Origin of the sequence: Massilia sp. (assembly GCF_046293535.1) — a bacterium.
Lineage (GTDB): Bacteria > Pseudomonadota > Gammaproteobacteria > Burkholderiales > Burkholderiaceae_D > Telluria.
Window position 1 is genome coordinate 66159 of sequence record NZ_JBKBOV010000002.1, and the last position, 14660, is coordinate 80818.

Consider the following 14660-nt stretch of genomic DNA (forward strand, 5'->3'; position numbering starts at 1 on the left):
CCATGAACGCGCCCCTTCCCTCCACCGCCACCCAGGGCGCCCGGCTGCAGGTGCGCCTGCAGTCGGTCAGCTACGTCACGCGCGACATCCAGGTGTTCGAGTTCGTATCAACAAGCGGCGCCGCCTTGCCGGCAACGACGCCGGGCGCCCACGTCGACGTCCACCTGGGCAACGGCATCACCCGCTCCTACTCGCTGCTGCAGGCGGAAGTGTCGCCCGAGCGCTACCTGGTCGGCGTCAAGCGCGACCCCAACAGCCGCGGCGGCTCGCGCTACATGCACGAGCAGCTGCGCGTCGGCGCGCAGCTCGAACTGTCCGGGCCGCGCAACCACTTCCCGCTGGTGGAAGATGCCGCGCACACGGTCCTGATCGCCGGCGGCATCGGCATCACCCCGATCCTGTGCATGGCCGAGCGCCTCGACGCGATTGGTGCTTCGTTCGAGCTGTGGTACGCCAGCCGCTCGCGCGCCGACCTGGGCTTCCTGGCGGCGCTGGCGCGCTTCGGCGAGCGCGTGCGCCTGCACGTGGACGAGGAAGCGGGCACGGTGCTCGACCTGGGCGCCGTCGTCGCGGCGGCACCCGAGGGCAGCCACTTCTACTGCTGCGGCCCGGCGCCGATGCTGGCCGCCTATGAGGCCGCCACCGCGGGTCGCGCACCGGGCACCGTGCACCTGGAGCGCTTCGGCGCCAGCCAGCCGCTGGCCCTTGGCGGCGACGGCTTCGTGGTGCAGCTGGCCAGGAGCGGCGTCGAGCTGCGGGTGCCGGCCGGCGCCACCATCCTGCAGGTGCTGCAGGAAAACGGCGTCGCGGTCGATTCGTCCTGCGAGGCCGGCATCTGCGGCTGCTGCGAAGTCGCCGTGCTCGAAGGCGAAGTGGACCACCGCGACGAAGTCCTCACCGCCTCCCAGCGCGCATCCAACACATCGATGATGGTGTGCTGCTCGCGCGCCAAGTGCGAGCGCCTGGTGCTCGACCTGTAGATCCCCCCGGCCGCAAGGGCGGCCGCGACATGTGCAATTCCTCCTTTACGCCGGGTTCGCCCGGCGTCTTTTTTGCTCCGTACGCTTTGCTTGCCGGGGCCGCGACGCCGGCTGCCTTCGTAGGGTGGGCGGCTCCAACACGGACGGCAGCGGCTCGGCGCCGCCAGCGCCGCCCACGCGTTCAACCAGCCCATGACCGGTCGCTCCGTCGATTCACAGCGACTCGACCGCGTGGGCGGCATCCGCATCGCCACGAAGCCGCGTCCCGGGTGGAGCCGCCCACCCTACGAGCAATAAGATGCCACGGACAAAGGCCACTGCCGCCATTCGTAGGGTGGGCGGCTCCACCATGGATGGCTGCGCTCCGGCGCCGCCAGCGCCGCCCACGCGTTCAACCAGTCCGTGATCGGCCGCTTCGTCTCTTCGCAACGGCTTGAACGCGTGGGCGGCATACGCGTCGCCACGGAGCCGCATTCCGGGTGGAGCCGCCCACCCTACGAGCGGCAAGATGGGCGGCACAAAAAAAGGCCCGCTGCAAGCAGCGGGCCTCCGGATACTACGCCAGGTTCAGAACGCTCAGCGCACCCCGACCTTGCCGGCTTCGACCGCGGCCAGCGCTGCACGCGCCTCGCGCTCGGCCTCGTTCGCTTCGTCGGTGCCGGCGGTGTACACCGGCAGCTCCTGGTCGAAACGCTCGGCGCTGAAGAAGTAGGCGATCGCGCTCACCACGCACAGGCCGCCGAAGAACAGGGCCACCAGCATCGGGTCGGTGCCGCCGCGCATGGCCAGCAGGCCGGAGGCGATCATCGGCGCCAGGCCCGAGCCCAGGGTCGAGGCGATCTGGAAGGTCACCGCGATGCCGCTGTAGCGCACGTCGGCGGCGAACTTCTCGCCCATCCAGGTGTTCACCGGACCGCCCAGCATCGCCTGGACCACCGGCAGCGCCAGCACCAGGGCCAGCGTCAGGGAGCCCAGGCTGCCCTGGTTCACCAGCAGGAAGATCGGCCAGGTCAGCACCGCGCCCAGGATCGCGCCGGTGATCAGGAGCGGACGGCGGCCCAGGCGGTCCGACAGCGCGCCGAAGCACGGCATGGTGAAGATGTGCAGGAAGTTCGCGATCGTCATGGCCAGCAGCGCATCGGTGCGGCTGTGGCCCACGGTGACCGCGTAGTTCAGCAGGAAGGCGGCGCCGAAGGTGGCGAAGGCCAGCGGCGCCAGGCCGCCGATCACGCCCGACAGCACCTGGGCGCGGTTGTGGCGGAACACCGTTACCACCGGCAGCACGCTCACCTTCTTGCCGGAGGCCTGGCGCTTCTTGCGCGCTTCCTCGAATTCCGGGGTTTCGTCGAGCTTCATGCGGATCACCACGCCCAGCACCAGCAGAAGCGCGCTGAGCAGGAAAGGCACGCGCCAGCCCCAGGACAGGAAGTCCTCGTTCGGCAGCTTGGAGAAGCCCATCATCACCATGGTGCCCAGCAGCGCGCCACTGGGGCCGCCCGAGGCGACGATCGAGACCGCCAGGCCGCGTCCCTTGGGCTTGGCGTGCTCCATCGACATCAGGGTTGCGCCGCCCCACTCGCCGCCGATGGCGAAGCCCTGCACCAGGCGCAGCACCACCAGCAGGATCGGCGCCATCACGCCGATCTGCTGGTAGCTCGGCAGCAGGCCGATGAGCACGCTGGCGCCGCCCATCATCATGAGGGTGATCATCAGGATCTTCTTGCGCCCCAGGCGGTCGCCGTAGTGGCCGAACACCACGGCGCCGAGCGGGCGCGCGAAGTAGCCGGCCGCCAGGGTGGCGAAGGCCGACATGGTGCCCAGCATCGGGTCCATGCTCACGAAGAAGATGTGCGGGAAGACCAGCGCCGCGGCCACGCCGTACAGCAGGAAGTCGTAGTACTCGAGCGTGGTGCCGAGGTAGCTCGCGATGACGGCGCGGCGCCGGCTCTTGGCCATGTCGGCCTGGTTGGTGTGGTCAGCCATGATGTATCCGCCTCAGAATGAATCGTATATGGATCGTGCGTTGATCGATGTCGCTTGCGTTTGCCGCGGCCCGCTTAGCGGCGGTCCTTGCCGGCTTCCTGTTCCGGCGCCTCGAAGATCGAGGGCAGCATCCGGAAGTCGGACAGCTTGCCCATCGGTGCGCGCATCCGGAGCATCGGCAGGTAGTAGCGGATGTGGGCCAGCAGCAGGATCACGTTCATGTACAGGCACCACACCGCCATGTAGGTGCTGAAGATACGGTCATAGCGCATGTTCAGCGCGATCGAGTTGTGGAACACCATGTACGAGACCGGCAGGGCCACCGCCAGCGCCAGCGGCACGAAGACGTTGAACACCAGGCACAGGCCGACCAGCAGCTCGACCGTCTTGACGAGGTCGAACAGGCCGACCTCGAGCAGCGAGGCGAGCATCACGTTCGAGGGATGCAGGTTGCCCAGCGGCTGGGGGAAGATCGGCGGATAGCCGAACAGCGACAGCAGGTGGCTGGCGCCGCTGACGATCATCCAGGCGCCGAGCATGATGCGGAAGAAGGTCAATACGAGCTTGCCGACGAACCAGATGTCGAGCTTGTTGGTGGTAGCGGTGTCGGTAGGGACACGGGTTGTGACTGCCATGATGCTTGTCTCCGTTGCGGTTGTTATGGCCGGGCTCAGCCCTGGATCGGCTTGAGCCCGAGGTCGACCTGTTTGGCCAGCGCGCTCGAGGCGCACGACGCGGCGCCGGCTTCCTGGGCGATGGTCTTGCGCCAGACGATGCGCCCGTTCGAGGTGCGGAACATGTCGACCACCTCGCGCGCGCCGCCGTCAGCGCTGGCACCGGCGCCGCCCTCCACGCAGTGGTGCACCACCACGTTCAGGCCCTCGGCCACCACCTGGCGCACGGTCGAGTTCAGGGGCGCCGAGTCGCTGCGGTACGGCGCCTCCGGGGTCACGTCGACCGTCTTCTTGGTGTAGTACAGCCGGGCCGCCTCGCTCACCTGCCCCTTGCCGTAGGCGGTGTCGAGATAGCCGGCGACGATCTCGCGCGGCATCTTGCCCACGCCCGGACCGTCGTCGCCGTACCAGCGCGGATTGAAGTGCAGGTCCTGCGCCACGTAGGCGGTCAGGAACAGGCCGGCCACGATCGAGAGCCGGTTCAGGGTCTTGTCCGTGATCATGCGCACTGCCTCCCGCCCGCGGGCGCCGTTTGCTGGTAAATCTGGTCCTTGTTCACGCGTAGATCTCCTGTTTTGAACATATTGTTATGGGTGACGAAATGGGAGGCTGGCCGCCCGCTTCCTAGCGGGCGTCGGCATGTTCCCGGTAAAGCTTCCACAGCGCCGGGCTGTGCTGGCCGAAGCGGCTGCTGCGCAGCGGCGCGGTGAGATTGCGCAGCAGTTCGCGCTCGGCCGGATCGAGTGCGTGCACGGCGATGCCGGCGCGCGCCAGCCGGGCCTGGGCCTGGCGTTCCTGTTCGCGCGCGGCGCGGCGCTGGAAGCGCGCGGCCTCGCGCGCCGCCGCCGCCAGAACGGACCGCGAGGCCGGTTCGAGGCTGCGCCAGACGGCGGGCTTGGCCACCAGCACCAGGGCGCCGTAGGAATGCTTGGTCAGGGTGAGCGACGACTGCACTTCATGCAGGCCGCCGGCCAGGATCTGGGTAACGAAGTTCTCCTGGGCCGCGACACGGCCCGTGCGCAGCGCTTCGCGCAGTTCGGGGTAGTCCAGCGGCACCGGCTCGGCGCCCATGGCGCGCGCGCTCTCGATGAACACCGGCGCGTCGATCACCCGCATCCGCAGGCCGCGCAGCGCCCTAGCCTGCCGGATCGGGGCGCCGGCGCTGGTGATCTGGCGAAAACCGTTTTCCCACCAGGCCAGGCCGACCAGGCCGGCGCCGGGCGACTGCGCCAACTGCGCCAGCAGGGCGGCGCCGAAGGGGCCGTCGAGCAAGGCGTCGGCCTCGGCCTCGTCGCGCACCAGGTAGGGCAAGTCGAGCAGCGCGAAATCGGGCGCCAGCTGCGCCAGGCCGGTCGCGGCGACCAGCATCAGGTCCGGCGTGCCGGGTGCGCCGGCGCGCAACGCCGCGAACTGCTGCGCGGGAGTGCCGGGCACGGTGTCGGCACGCACCGCCACGCGCAGGGCGCCGCCGGAGGCGCTTGCCACCTGCTGCGCGAAATGACGCATGCCCTGGCGCACCGGATGGTCGTCAGGCAGGTAGTCGCGGTAGTCGGCAATCGCCAGTTCACGGACTGGCGCTGGCGCGCCCTCCTCCGCTCCGGCGGCGGCGCCGGCCGGCGCTGCGAGCAGGGCAGACAGCGCGGCTGCTCCCAGCAAGCCGCCGGCACGCTGTGCCAGCGTCCGCGCCGCCGCGGCGGCGCGCTTGAAATGTGTCCCCAGCATGAGTCCTGCCTTAATACTGTTTCTGGAGATTATCATATCTACCCATCCTGCATTCAATGCCGCCGACGAAATGTCAGCTATGTGTGTGCCGCATAACTGGGACGCGACGGACGCTTGATCCGCCGCGCCCCTGCCCGGCGCTAGCCGATCGCCAGCGCGGCGTTCAGGGCCGCGACGCTCGGTTCCGCTTCCAGCTTCAGGTAGCGCGCCATCAGGCGCTCGGCCTGCGGGCGCGGCATGCGCGCCGCGTCGGTACACTCGAACACCTTCTTGCGGTATTCGGCCGGCGTCATCGGGTTCTTCGGGTCGCCCTTGGCGAACTTCACCAGTTTCTGGTGGGTCTGCCCGGCGCGGGTCTTGAGTTCCAGGCGCACGAAGCCGGGGCCGCCGTCGGGGCGCACCAGGCTTTTATCCTCCACCGTCGTCATGCGCGCCGCCAGCGCCAGCAGGTCGGCACGCTTCAAGGCGGCGTCGGTAAAGTGGCGCAGGCCGACGTCGCGGTCCTGGATCGCCGCCGCCACCATCCACGGATTGCTGAACTGGGCTTCGACGATGGTCTGCGGCCTGCGCTTCTTCTCGATCGGCGCGCCCAGCAGCATCATCTCGGCCGGCGGACTGTAGATCGTGACCGCTTCCACGTCCTCGGGACGGATGCCGTGGGTCTTGACCAGTTCGAGCGTGCCGTCGATCGCGACGTGGCCGCCGCGGCAGGACGGATAGGGCTTGGGCGCGATGTCGACGCCCGCGAAACGGGTGCCGAGGCCGCCCAGCAGGGCCTCTTCCGAGTACTTGCCGCCGTGGTACTGCTTGAACAAGCCCTTGACGCCCTGCAGCACCCGGTCCGAACCGATCACGCCGGCCTTGGCCAGGCGCGCCGACATGATGCCGCCATAGGCCGCGAAACCGGAGCCGAGGCGCTTGGCGTGGGTGCCGTCGACGCTGGCCTGGGCATTGCCCGACAACTGGTGGTAGGCCAGGCCCACCGCCGACACGGCCTGCGCGCGGTTCGACCCCAGCAGGCGCGAGGCCACCATCGCGGCGGCCAGGTAGCCGTACATCGGGGTCGGGTCCCAGCCCACGATGAAGGGCGAGACCCCGGGCGAGCCGGCGCGCGACAGGCGACAGGCGGCGTCGGTGCCGGCCGCCACCGCCGCGATCAGTTCCCGGCCATCGATCTGGCGACCGCTGGCGGCGACCAGGTCGGCCACCGCCAGCGCCACCGGAATCGTGACGCAGGAGGCGTGGATCAGCGAAGGCTCATAGGTGTCGTCGAATTCCAGCGCCGCGGCCATGGCCGCGTTCAGGCGCGCCGCCGCTTCCGTCGGCAGGCGGGTGCGGGTGCCCAGCACCAGGCTCTCGCCCTTGCCGCCGCTGTCGCGGCTCCAGGCGTGCAGCTGGCGGATGCCGTCGGCGTCCAGCGCCGGCAGCGTCACCGCCACGGTGTCGAGGATCTGGGTGCGGGTTGCGGCCACCACCTCCGGCGGCAGCGCCTCGAAGCGGGTGTCCAGGCAGTGCGCGACCAGGGCGTGGATCGCATCAAGCCCCGGCAGCGGGACCGGCGCGGCGCCCGCACCTGCGGTCGGCGCCTGCCCGGCCTCGAAAAAGGCCCAGGCGGGGGCCGATGCCATCAGGGCTGACAGCCCCACGAATTTCCTGCGGCTCGTTTGCATCATCGTCTCCTTTATTGTGTGCTTGTCGATGAAACGGCGGTTCAAGCCTCGCGCTTGCGGTCGCGCACCAGCATCCAGATCAGGCCGGCCCACGAGGTCGCGAAGGCCACCAGGTCGTAGTTGCGGATCGGGCGGAACTCGGCGTAGAACAGGCCGGTCGAGCCGATGTAGGCGGCGGCCGTCAAGAGCACGCAGGCGAGGACGGCGATCCATTGGGACTTGTTCATCAGTGCACCTCCTGGGCGATGGGAGTGGAACGGAGTTTCGGTTCGTCGGCGACGCGGCCGCCGACGATCGGACGATAGGCGCGCGCGCCGTCCCACAGCCACAGCGGCTCGAGTTTCGGACGCAGCACGGCGGCCATCCAGCCGCTGTAGGCCAGCAGCAGCACGCCGTTCAGGAACAGTTCCTGCGGGCCGGTGAACAACTGGCGAGGGGTGGCGACGATGAAGGTGTTCAGCCAGAAGATGTTGACCGTGGCCGGCATCTCGAGAATCAGGCCGAGCAGCGTGAAGCGGTTGCTCAGGATCAGGGCGCCGGTGATGATCTCCAGATACTTGATCATCTGGTAGAGGTAGATGTTGGCGTTGGCCTGCACCCATTCGCCGCCCGGGCCGGGGATTTCAGGCACGTAGCCGGTCACCGCGTAGCGGATGCCGGAGAACAGCAGGTGGGCGCCGAAATACAGGCGCAGCCAGTGGACGATGTAATACCAGGGGGACTGCTTGGACATGTCGACTCCTCGGTTGTGAACCACGATGGTCCGGGCGCGCGCGGCGCCCGGTGCTGCACTGCGATCAGAAGCGCCAGGTCAGGCCGGCCGTGACGGCATCGACCGACTCGCCGGCGCGCGGGCGCGGGCTCTGGAATACCGGGAAGCGCGCCGCGCCGTCCTGCGACAGGTGGGTCACGGCGGCCATCAGCATCAGGCGGCGACTCACCTCGTAGGTGTAGGCCACGCCGTAGTTCTTGGCGTCGCTGTCGGCGGCGCCGCTCGAGTACAGTCCATAGGTCATGCGCACGGTGCCGCGCGCCGTGACCGGAATCGCCACGCCGAACAGGCGCGCGGTTTCGCTGTTGCCGTTCATGATCCCGCCGCCGGCGCGCCGGGTCGGATCGGTGGCGTCGCGCCGGATGTAGCTGAAATAGGGGTGCACCGGGCCGGCCTGGTACTTGGCGCCGAAGGCGATCTCCTGGTTCGACTCGGTGGCCAGCACGGCGCCGGCGCCGCTAGTGGCGCCCGCCTTCACGTACAGCAGCCCGAGCTGCAGCGGACCGGTGACGTAGTCGACGCTCGCCTCCAGCAGGCGGGCCTGGGTGGCCGCGCCCTCGTTCGGGCTGTACGACAGGCGTCCCTGCACGCCCGACACGCGCGGCGAGGTGTAGCCGATGGTGTTCTCGGTGCGCGCGGTGGGGTTGATCAGGAAGCCGGTCGGCGCGCCGGTGCCGGAACCGACGCCCGGCGCCGGCGAACCGAGGGTGGTGATCACGCCCCAGGCATCCATGGCCGGCAGCAGCATCGGGTCGTAGCTCGGGAAGAAGTCGTAGGTCGGGCCCTGCTGGCGGCCCAGTCGCAGCGAACCGAAGTCGCGGTGCGCGATCTCGACATAGGCCTGGCGGCCGAACACGCGGTTCGGGTTGCCGTTGGTCGAGCTCGGGGTGCCGGTGTCCAGGTTCACGCCGGCCTCGAGGCGGGCGTTCACGGCCCAGCCCCCGCCCAGGCTCTCGCTGGCCAGGAAGCCCAGGCGCGAACCGGAGCCGCCGGCGTGCATCGCGGTCTTCGACTCGCCCGAGGTGCGGTAGCGCGCCATCGAGATGTCGGCCACGCCGTAGATCTTCAGGCTGCTTCCGGCTGCCTGCGCCTGCGCCGCGGGGGCGTCCTGCGCCAGGGATACGGCCGATGCGCACAGGGCGGTCATGCCGGCTACAAACTTCTTCATACTGTCTCCATTCTTGTCATATCGGGCCGGCGTGCCGGCCGGGCAATGCCGGCCGGGGCGCCGCCCCTGCGGGTTGTCGCGCCCATCGGCGTGGGCTTCGGGAGCGACCAAACGTGAAACGAAAGCGGGTACTTCTTGAACACGGAAACGGAAGCGACTTGGCCGCGCCGTCGATATTTACCAGAATTTAATTCTGGAAGTTATGTTCTAGAGTTTTCCATATTGTACTGCCGTGATGCAAGTTGAATCGGTGCATCGCTGCTATACGCTTTTTGCATCGCTCGGGAGCGGGGCGCGCGCAGCCGGGTTTCGGAGGGTGGTCGGTTTCGCCGGCCACCCTACGTTCAGGCCGCGGCCTGCGCCGGCTGGCGCGCCTTGAGCATGTCGAGCGCAACGTCGACGATCATGTCTTCCTGGCCGCCCACCATGCGGCGTTTGCCCAGTTCGACCAGGATGTCGAAGGCCGGGATGCCGTACTTGATCGAGGCCGCTTCCGCGTGGCGCAGGAAGCTCGAATACACGCCGGCATAGCCCAGCGCCAGGGTTTCGCGGTCGACCCGCACCGGACGCTCCTGCAAGGGGCGCACGATGTCCTCGGCGGCGTCGATCAGGCCCTTGACGTCGCAGCCGTGCCGCAAGCCCATGCGGTCGGCGGCGGCGATGAACACTTCCAGCGGCGCATTGCCGGCGCCGGCGCCCATGCCGGTCAGGCTGGCGTCGATGCGGTCGCACCCGTTCTCCAGCGCCACCAGCGAATTGGCCACGCCCAGGCTCAGGTTATGGTGGGCGTGCATACCGGTCTGGGTCTCGGGCTTGAGCACCTCCTTGAAGGCCTTGAAGCGCGCCGCGATGTCCCACATGTTCATGGCGCCGCCCGAATCCACCACGTAGACGCACTGGGCGCCGTAGCTTTCCATCAGCTTGGCCTGCTGCGCCAGCCCTTCGGGGCTGTTCATGTGGCTCATCATCAGGAAGCCCACCGTGTCCATGCCCAACTCGCGTGCGTACTCGATGTGCTGGCGCGAGATGTCGGCCTCGGTGCAGTGGGTGGCCACGCGCACCACGCGCGCGCCGGCGTCATAGGCGTTCTTCAGGTCGTGGATGGTGCCGATGCCCGGCAACAGCAGGGTTGCCACCTTGGCATGGCTGAGGTTGGCCGCCACCGCCGCGATCCATTCGAGGTCGCTGTGGGCGCCGAAGCCGTAGTTGAAGCTGGAGCCGCGCAGGCCGTCGCCGTGCGCCACCTCGATCGAGTCGACCCGGGCGGCGTCGAGGGCGCGGGCGATGCGCACCGCGTCCTCGATCGAGTACTGGTGGCGCACCGCGTGCATGCCGTCGCGCAGGGTGACGTCGGATACGTAGATTTTCTTGTCGTGCTCAAACATGGTGGTCTCCTTCAGGCGGCCAGCGCGGAGGCCGACATGCCGGCGGCGATGCGCTCGGCGGTCGCCATCGCGGCGCTGGTCATGATGTCGAGGTTGCCCGCATAGGCCGGCAGGTAGTGGGCGGCGCCTTCGACCTCGAGGAAGATCGAGACCTTCAGGCCGGCCTGGCGCCCGATGCCCGGCACGTTCGGGGCGCTCTCCGGGCCCAGGCGTTCGAACTGCACCTCCTGCTTGAGGCGGTAACCGGGCACGTAGGAGGCCACGTCGTCGGCCATGCGGCGCACCGAGGCCCGGATCGCATCCTGGTCGGCGTCGAGCGCGGCCAGGCAGTACACGGTGTCGCGCATGATCAGGGGCGGCTCGGCCGGGTTCATGATGATGATCGCCTTGCCCTGGCGCGCCCCGCCCACTTCGACGATGGCGCGCGAGGTGGTCTCGGTGAACTCGTCGATATTGGCGCGGGTGCCGGGACCGGCCGACTTGCTGGCGATCGAGGCGACGATCTCGGCGTAGTGGACCTGCGCTACTCGCGCCACCGCGGCCACCATCGGGATGGTGGCCTGGCCGCCGCAGGTGACCATGTTGACGTTCGGCGCGTCCAGGCAGCTTTCGGCGTTGACCACCGGGATGCAATACGGCCCGATCGCGGCCGGGGTCAGGTCGACCATGCGCAGGCCGGGCTTCAGGCCGCGCAGGAAGGCGTCGTTCTTCACGTGGGCGCCGGCCGAGGTGGCGTCGAACACGATGTCGATCTCGCCGAAGCCCGGCAGGCGCGCCAGGCCTTCGACGCCTTCGTGGGTCACCGCCACGCCCATGCGCGCGGCGCGCGCCAGGCCGTCCGAGGCCGGATCGATGCCGACCATGGCGCCCATCTCGATGTGCTTGCCATGGCGCAGGATCTTGATCATCAGGTCGGTGCCGATGTTGCCGGGGCCGATGATGGCCACTTTCTTCTTCGTTTGTGTCATGTTGCCTTCCTTATTGTCCGAACACCGCGCGCACTTCGCCGAGGCCGCCGATCTGGGCCACGAAGCGGTCGCCCGGGCTGACCGCCACCATCGGGCCGAGCGCGCCCGTGAGCAGCACTTCGCCGGCCCGCAGCGGGGTGCCGACGCGCACCATCATGTCGGCCAGCCACACCGCCGCGTTGAGCGGATTGGCCAGGCAGGCCGCACCGCTGCCGCTCGACACCATCTCGCCGCGCCGCTCCATGGTCATGGCGCAGCCGGCCAGGTCGAACTGGCTCAGGGTCACCGGACGCGAGCCGAGCACGAACAGGCTCGAGGACGCGTTGTCGGCCACCGTGTCGAGCAGGCGGATGTTCCAGTTCTCGATGCGGCTGCCCACCACCTCGATCGCCGGCAGGGCGTAGGCACAAGCCGAGATCAGGTCGGCGAAGGTATGGCGTTCGTGGGTCAGGTCGCGCTCGAGCACCAGCGCGATCTCCGCCTCCACCTTGGGCTGCAGGGTGCGCGCCATCGGGATTTCCTCGCCGTCGCCGTAGGCCATGTCGGCGAACAGCATGCCGAAGTCGGGCGAATCGACGCCCAGCTGCTGCTGCACGGCGTGCGAGGTCAGGCCGATCTTGCGGCCGACGATGCGCGCGCCCTGGTCGATCCGGCGCTGCGCGTTGAACTGCTGGACGGCGTAGGCGCAGGCCACCGGGTCGGTGTCGCCGGCCGCTTCCAGGATGCGCTCGCGCAGCGGTGCGATAGGGGCGCCCTGCTCTTCGGCGGTGCGCAGCAGGCCGGCGATCTCGCTAATGTGTTGCTGGTTCATGTTGTGTCTCCTGTTGTAGGGTGGGCGGGTCTCCCGCCCACGCGGTGATGGTTGGCGGCAAGTTCATCCGGCGCGAAACCGGAGCCGCTAACGATCGCCGCGTGGGCGGACAAGCCGCCCACCCTACGGGTTATGGTCGGCATCCCACGGTGTCTAGCCGAGGCCGAATTCGGCGCGGATCGCCGCGTCGTGCTCGCCGAGGACCGGCGCCGGCCGCGTGGTCGGCCCGCGCGCCCCGTCGATGGTGAGCGGGCGGTGGATCGCGGTCATGGGCCCGTGCTCGGGATGCGCGGTCTGGTAGAAGGTGCCGCACTGGCGCACCTGCGGGTCGTCCATCACTTCCGGCACCGTGTTGACCGGCGCGAACGGCACGTCGCTGTCCTGCAGGCGCGCGCACCATTCGGCGCGGGTACGGGTGCGGAAGGTGGCGGCCACCTCGCCGTTCAGGGCCGCGTAGTGGCGGGTGCGCAGTTCCGGGCTCAGGAAGCGGGCGTCTTCCAGCAGGTCGGGACGTTCGATGACGGCCACGAAGGCCTGCCAGAATTTCTCGACCGAGGACAGGTGCACCGTCACCAGGCGTTCGTCGGCGCAGGCAAAGGCGTGCGACTGCGAGATCGCCACCCGGGTCTGCGGACCGGGCGCCGCGCCCAGCCGGGTGTACTGGGCGAAGCCCTCGGGCGAGAACGCGATCGAGGCTTCCAGCATGTTGACTTCCACGCGCGCGCCCTTGCCGCTCTTTTCTCGCCCCATCAGGGCGCCCAGGATGCCGTAGGCGGCGTACATGCCGGTGACGTTGTCGGAAATCGTGGGGCCGTTCATGCTTGGTTGGGCCGGGTCCAGCATCAGGCTGGCCAGGCCCGACAGGCCGAGCGCCACCGCGTCGTAGCAGGGGCGGTCGCGGTACGGGCCATCGGCGCCGAAGCCGGTGATCGAGCACCACACCAGGCGCGGGTTGATTCTGTCCAGCGCGGCTTCGCTCAAGCCCAGGCGCGCCATCACGCCGGGGCGGTAGTTCTCCAGCAGCACGTCGGCGCGCGCCAGCAGCAGCTCTAGGTCTGTCCTGCCCGCCTCGGTCTGCAGGTCGAGCTGGATGCTTTCCTTGTTGCGGTTGTAGGAAGCGAAGTGCGGGCTGTACAGCTTGCCCGCGTGGCGGCGGAACGGGTCGCCGCCGTTCGGGTGCTCGACCTTGATGACGCGCGCGCCGAGGTCGGCCAGCATCATGCCGGCCAGCGGCGCGGTCAGGACCGTGCCCAGTTCGATGACGAGGATGCCCTCGAGTGGATGCTTCATGCGGGCCTCCTTCAGGCGTAGTGTTTCAGGATCTGGCGCGCCAGCGTGGTGCGCAGCACCTCGGTCGGGCCTTCGGTGATGCGGTAGCTGCGCAGGTCGCGCCAGAAGCGCTCGATCGGGGTGTCCTGGGTCAGGCCCATGCCGCCGTGCAGCTGCATGCAGGCGTCGATGATGCGCCAGCCGGCTTCCACGCCGAAGGTCTTGATCATGAAGGTCTCCATGCGCGCCTCCTCGCCGGCGTCGGTCTTGCGCGCCGCGTCGTACACCAGCATGCGGGTGCAATACAGTTCGGTGAAGGCGTCGGCGATCATCCACTGCACGCCCTGGCGCTCGGACAGCACCTGGCCGAAGGTCTTGCGCTGGTGCGCGTATCCGGCCGTCAGGTCGAGGCAGCGCGCCGCGGCGCCGCAGGCATGCGCGCCCTGGCGCACGCGCCCGTAGTTGATGTAGCCCTGGGCCAGCGCGAAGCCGCGGCCCTCCTCGCCCACCAGGTTCTCGAACGGCACCAGGACGTCCTCGAAACTCAGTTCGCTGGGTGCGTCGCCCATCAGGGTCTTCTCGGAACTGGCCAGGGTCACGCCGGGGGCGTCGAGATCGACCAGGAAGCAGGAGATGCCGCCGCGCGCGCCCTTCTCCGGATCGGTCACCGCCATCACGATGGCGAAGTCGGCCACCGCGGCGCGCGTGATGTAGCGCTTGACGCCGTTCAGGCGCCAGCCCTCGTCCGTGCGCACCGCGCGGGTGCGCATCATCGAGGGGTCGGAGCCGGCGTCCGGCTCGGTCTGGGCGAAGCAGGAGCGCTTGCTGCCTTCTAACACAGGGTCGAGGTAGCGCTTGCGCTGCTCCGGGTTCAGGCCGAGCAGGATCGGGCCGACCATGGGGCCGAAGATGCCGTGGTCGCGCACCCAGGAAGCGACGGTGCTGCGGCCGACCTCTTCCCAGAACACGGCCAGCGCCAGCAGCGGCAGGCCCTGGCCGCCGAATTCCTCGGGGATGTCCATCAGCCAGAAGCCGGCCTGCTTGGCGCGCTGGCGCAGGCTGTCGGCCTGTTCGGGGGGCAGCATGCCGTTGGCGCCGACGGCGTGTTCGAGTGGGATCAGTTCGCGCTCGACGAAACGGCGGATCGAGTCGCGGAACTGGAGCAGCTCCTCGGGGAGCGAATCATGGGGAATCAAATCGAGCATAGTGGGGGTTCGGGCGGGATGGTGGGAAGCGGGGCGCGCCAGGCGCGCCCCCC

The 14660-nt window shown here is 69.1% G+C and carries 14 protein-coding genes; 1 reads left to right on the top strand and 13 read right to left on the bottom strand.

The genetic code is table 11. From position 1 onward, the window contains the following. Window positions 1–2 precede the first annotated feature (2 nt). Window positions 3–980: a PDR/VanB family oxidoreductase gene (locus tag ACK4S9_RS01645; RefSeq protein WP_409720634.1), complete on the top strand. Its 978-nt coding sequence runs from the start codon at window positions 3–5 to the stop codon at window positions 978–980. Window positions 981–1556: 576 nt separating this feature from the next. On the opposite strand, the gene ACK4S9_RS01650 is transcribed toward ACK4S9_RS01645, so the two are convergent. The 13 genes from ACK4S9_RS01650 to ACK4S9_RS01710 all read right to left on the bottom strand — a co-directional run. Continuing rightward, entirely contained in the window at window positions 1557–2963 is a 1407-nt protein-coding gene (locus tag ACK4S9_RS01650) for an MFS transporter (protein ID WP_409720636.1), read from the bottom strand. Window positions 2964–3037: 74 nt separating this feature from the next. Then, on the bottom strand, window positions 3038–3598 hold the full coding sequence (locus tag ACK4S9_RS01655; RefSeq protein WP_409720638.1) for a DoxX family protein: 561 nt from the start codon (window positions 3596–3598) through the stop codon (window positions 3038–3040). A 35-nt stretch (window positions 3599–3633) separates the two neighbouring features. Beyond that, a complete protein-coding gene (locus ACK4S9_RS01660; RefSeq protein WP_409720640.1) occupies window positions 3634–4140 on the bottom strand; it encodes a hypothetical protein in 507 nt (168 codons plus the stop codon). A gap of 121 nt (window positions 4141–4261) precedes the next feature. After that, window positions 4262–5359, bottom strand: coding sequence for a TRAP transporter substrate-binding protein DctP (gene dctP, locus ACK4S9_RS01665; protein WP_409720642.1), 1098 nt, complete (start codon window positions 5357–5359; stop codon window positions 4262–4264). A gap of 140 nt (window positions 5360–5499) precedes the next feature. Further along, window positions 5500–7005, bottom strand: a complete 1506-nt coding sequence (locus ACK4S9_RS01670; protein WP_409720644.1) for an MmgE/PrpD family protein — start codon at window positions 7003–7005, stop codon at window positions 5500–5502. A 65-nt stretch (window positions 7006–7070) separates the two neighbouring features. Beyond that, window positions 7071–7256 (bottom strand): hypothetical protein, encoded by a 186-nt coding sequence (locus tag ACK4S9_RS01675; protein ID WP_409720646.1) that lies wholly within the window; start codon window positions 7254–7256, stop codon window positions 7071–7073. Beyond that, entirely contained in the window at window positions 7256–7762 is a 507-nt protein-coding gene (locus ACK4S9_RS01680) for a hypothetical protein (RefSeq protein WP_409720648.1), read from the bottom strand. Before ACK4S9_RS01680 ends, ACK4S9_RS01675 begins: the two co-directional genes overlap by 1 nt. 64 nt (window positions 7763–7826) lie before the next feature. Further along, entirely contained in the window at window positions 7827–8969 is a 1143-nt protein-coding gene (locus tag ACK4S9_RS01685) for a porin (protein ID WP_409720650.1), read from the bottom strand. Window positions 8970–9313: 344 nt separating this feature from the next. Beyond that, entirely contained in the window at window positions 9314–10354 is a 1041-nt protein-coding gene (gene dmpG, locus ACK4S9_RS01690) for a 4-hydroxy-2-oxovalerate aldolase (protein ID WP_409720652.1), read from the bottom strand. Between the two features lie 11 nt (window positions 10355–10365). Beyond that, window positions 10366–11322: an acetaldehyde dehydrogenase (acetylating) gene (locus ACK4S9_RS01695; protein WP_409720654.1), complete on the bottom strand. Its 957-nt coding sequence runs from the start codon at window positions 11320–11322 to the stop codon at window positions 10366–10368. Between the two features lie 10 nt (window positions 11323–11332). Continuing rightward, window positions 11333–12133 carry a 2-keto-4-pentenoate hydratase gene (gene mhpD / locus ACK4S9_RS01700; protein ID WP_409720656.1) on the bottom strand — a complete coding sequence of 267 codons (801 nt, stop codon included), beginning with the start codon at window positions 12131–12133 and terminating at the stop codon, window positions 11333–11335. A gap of 153 nt (window positions 12134–12286) precedes the next feature. Beyond that, window positions 12287–13423 (bottom strand): CaiB/BaiF CoA transferase family protein, encoded by a 1137-nt coding sequence (locus ACK4S9_RS01705; protein WP_409720658.1) that lies wholly within the window; start codon window positions 13421–13423, stop codon window positions 12287–12289. An 11-nt stretch (window positions 13424–13434) separates the two neighbouring features. Beyond that, the coding region (locus ACK4S9_RS01710; RefSeq protein WP_409720660.1) for an acyl-CoA dehydrogenase family protein at window positions 13435–14660 on the bottom strand (1226 nt) is incomplete at its 5' end.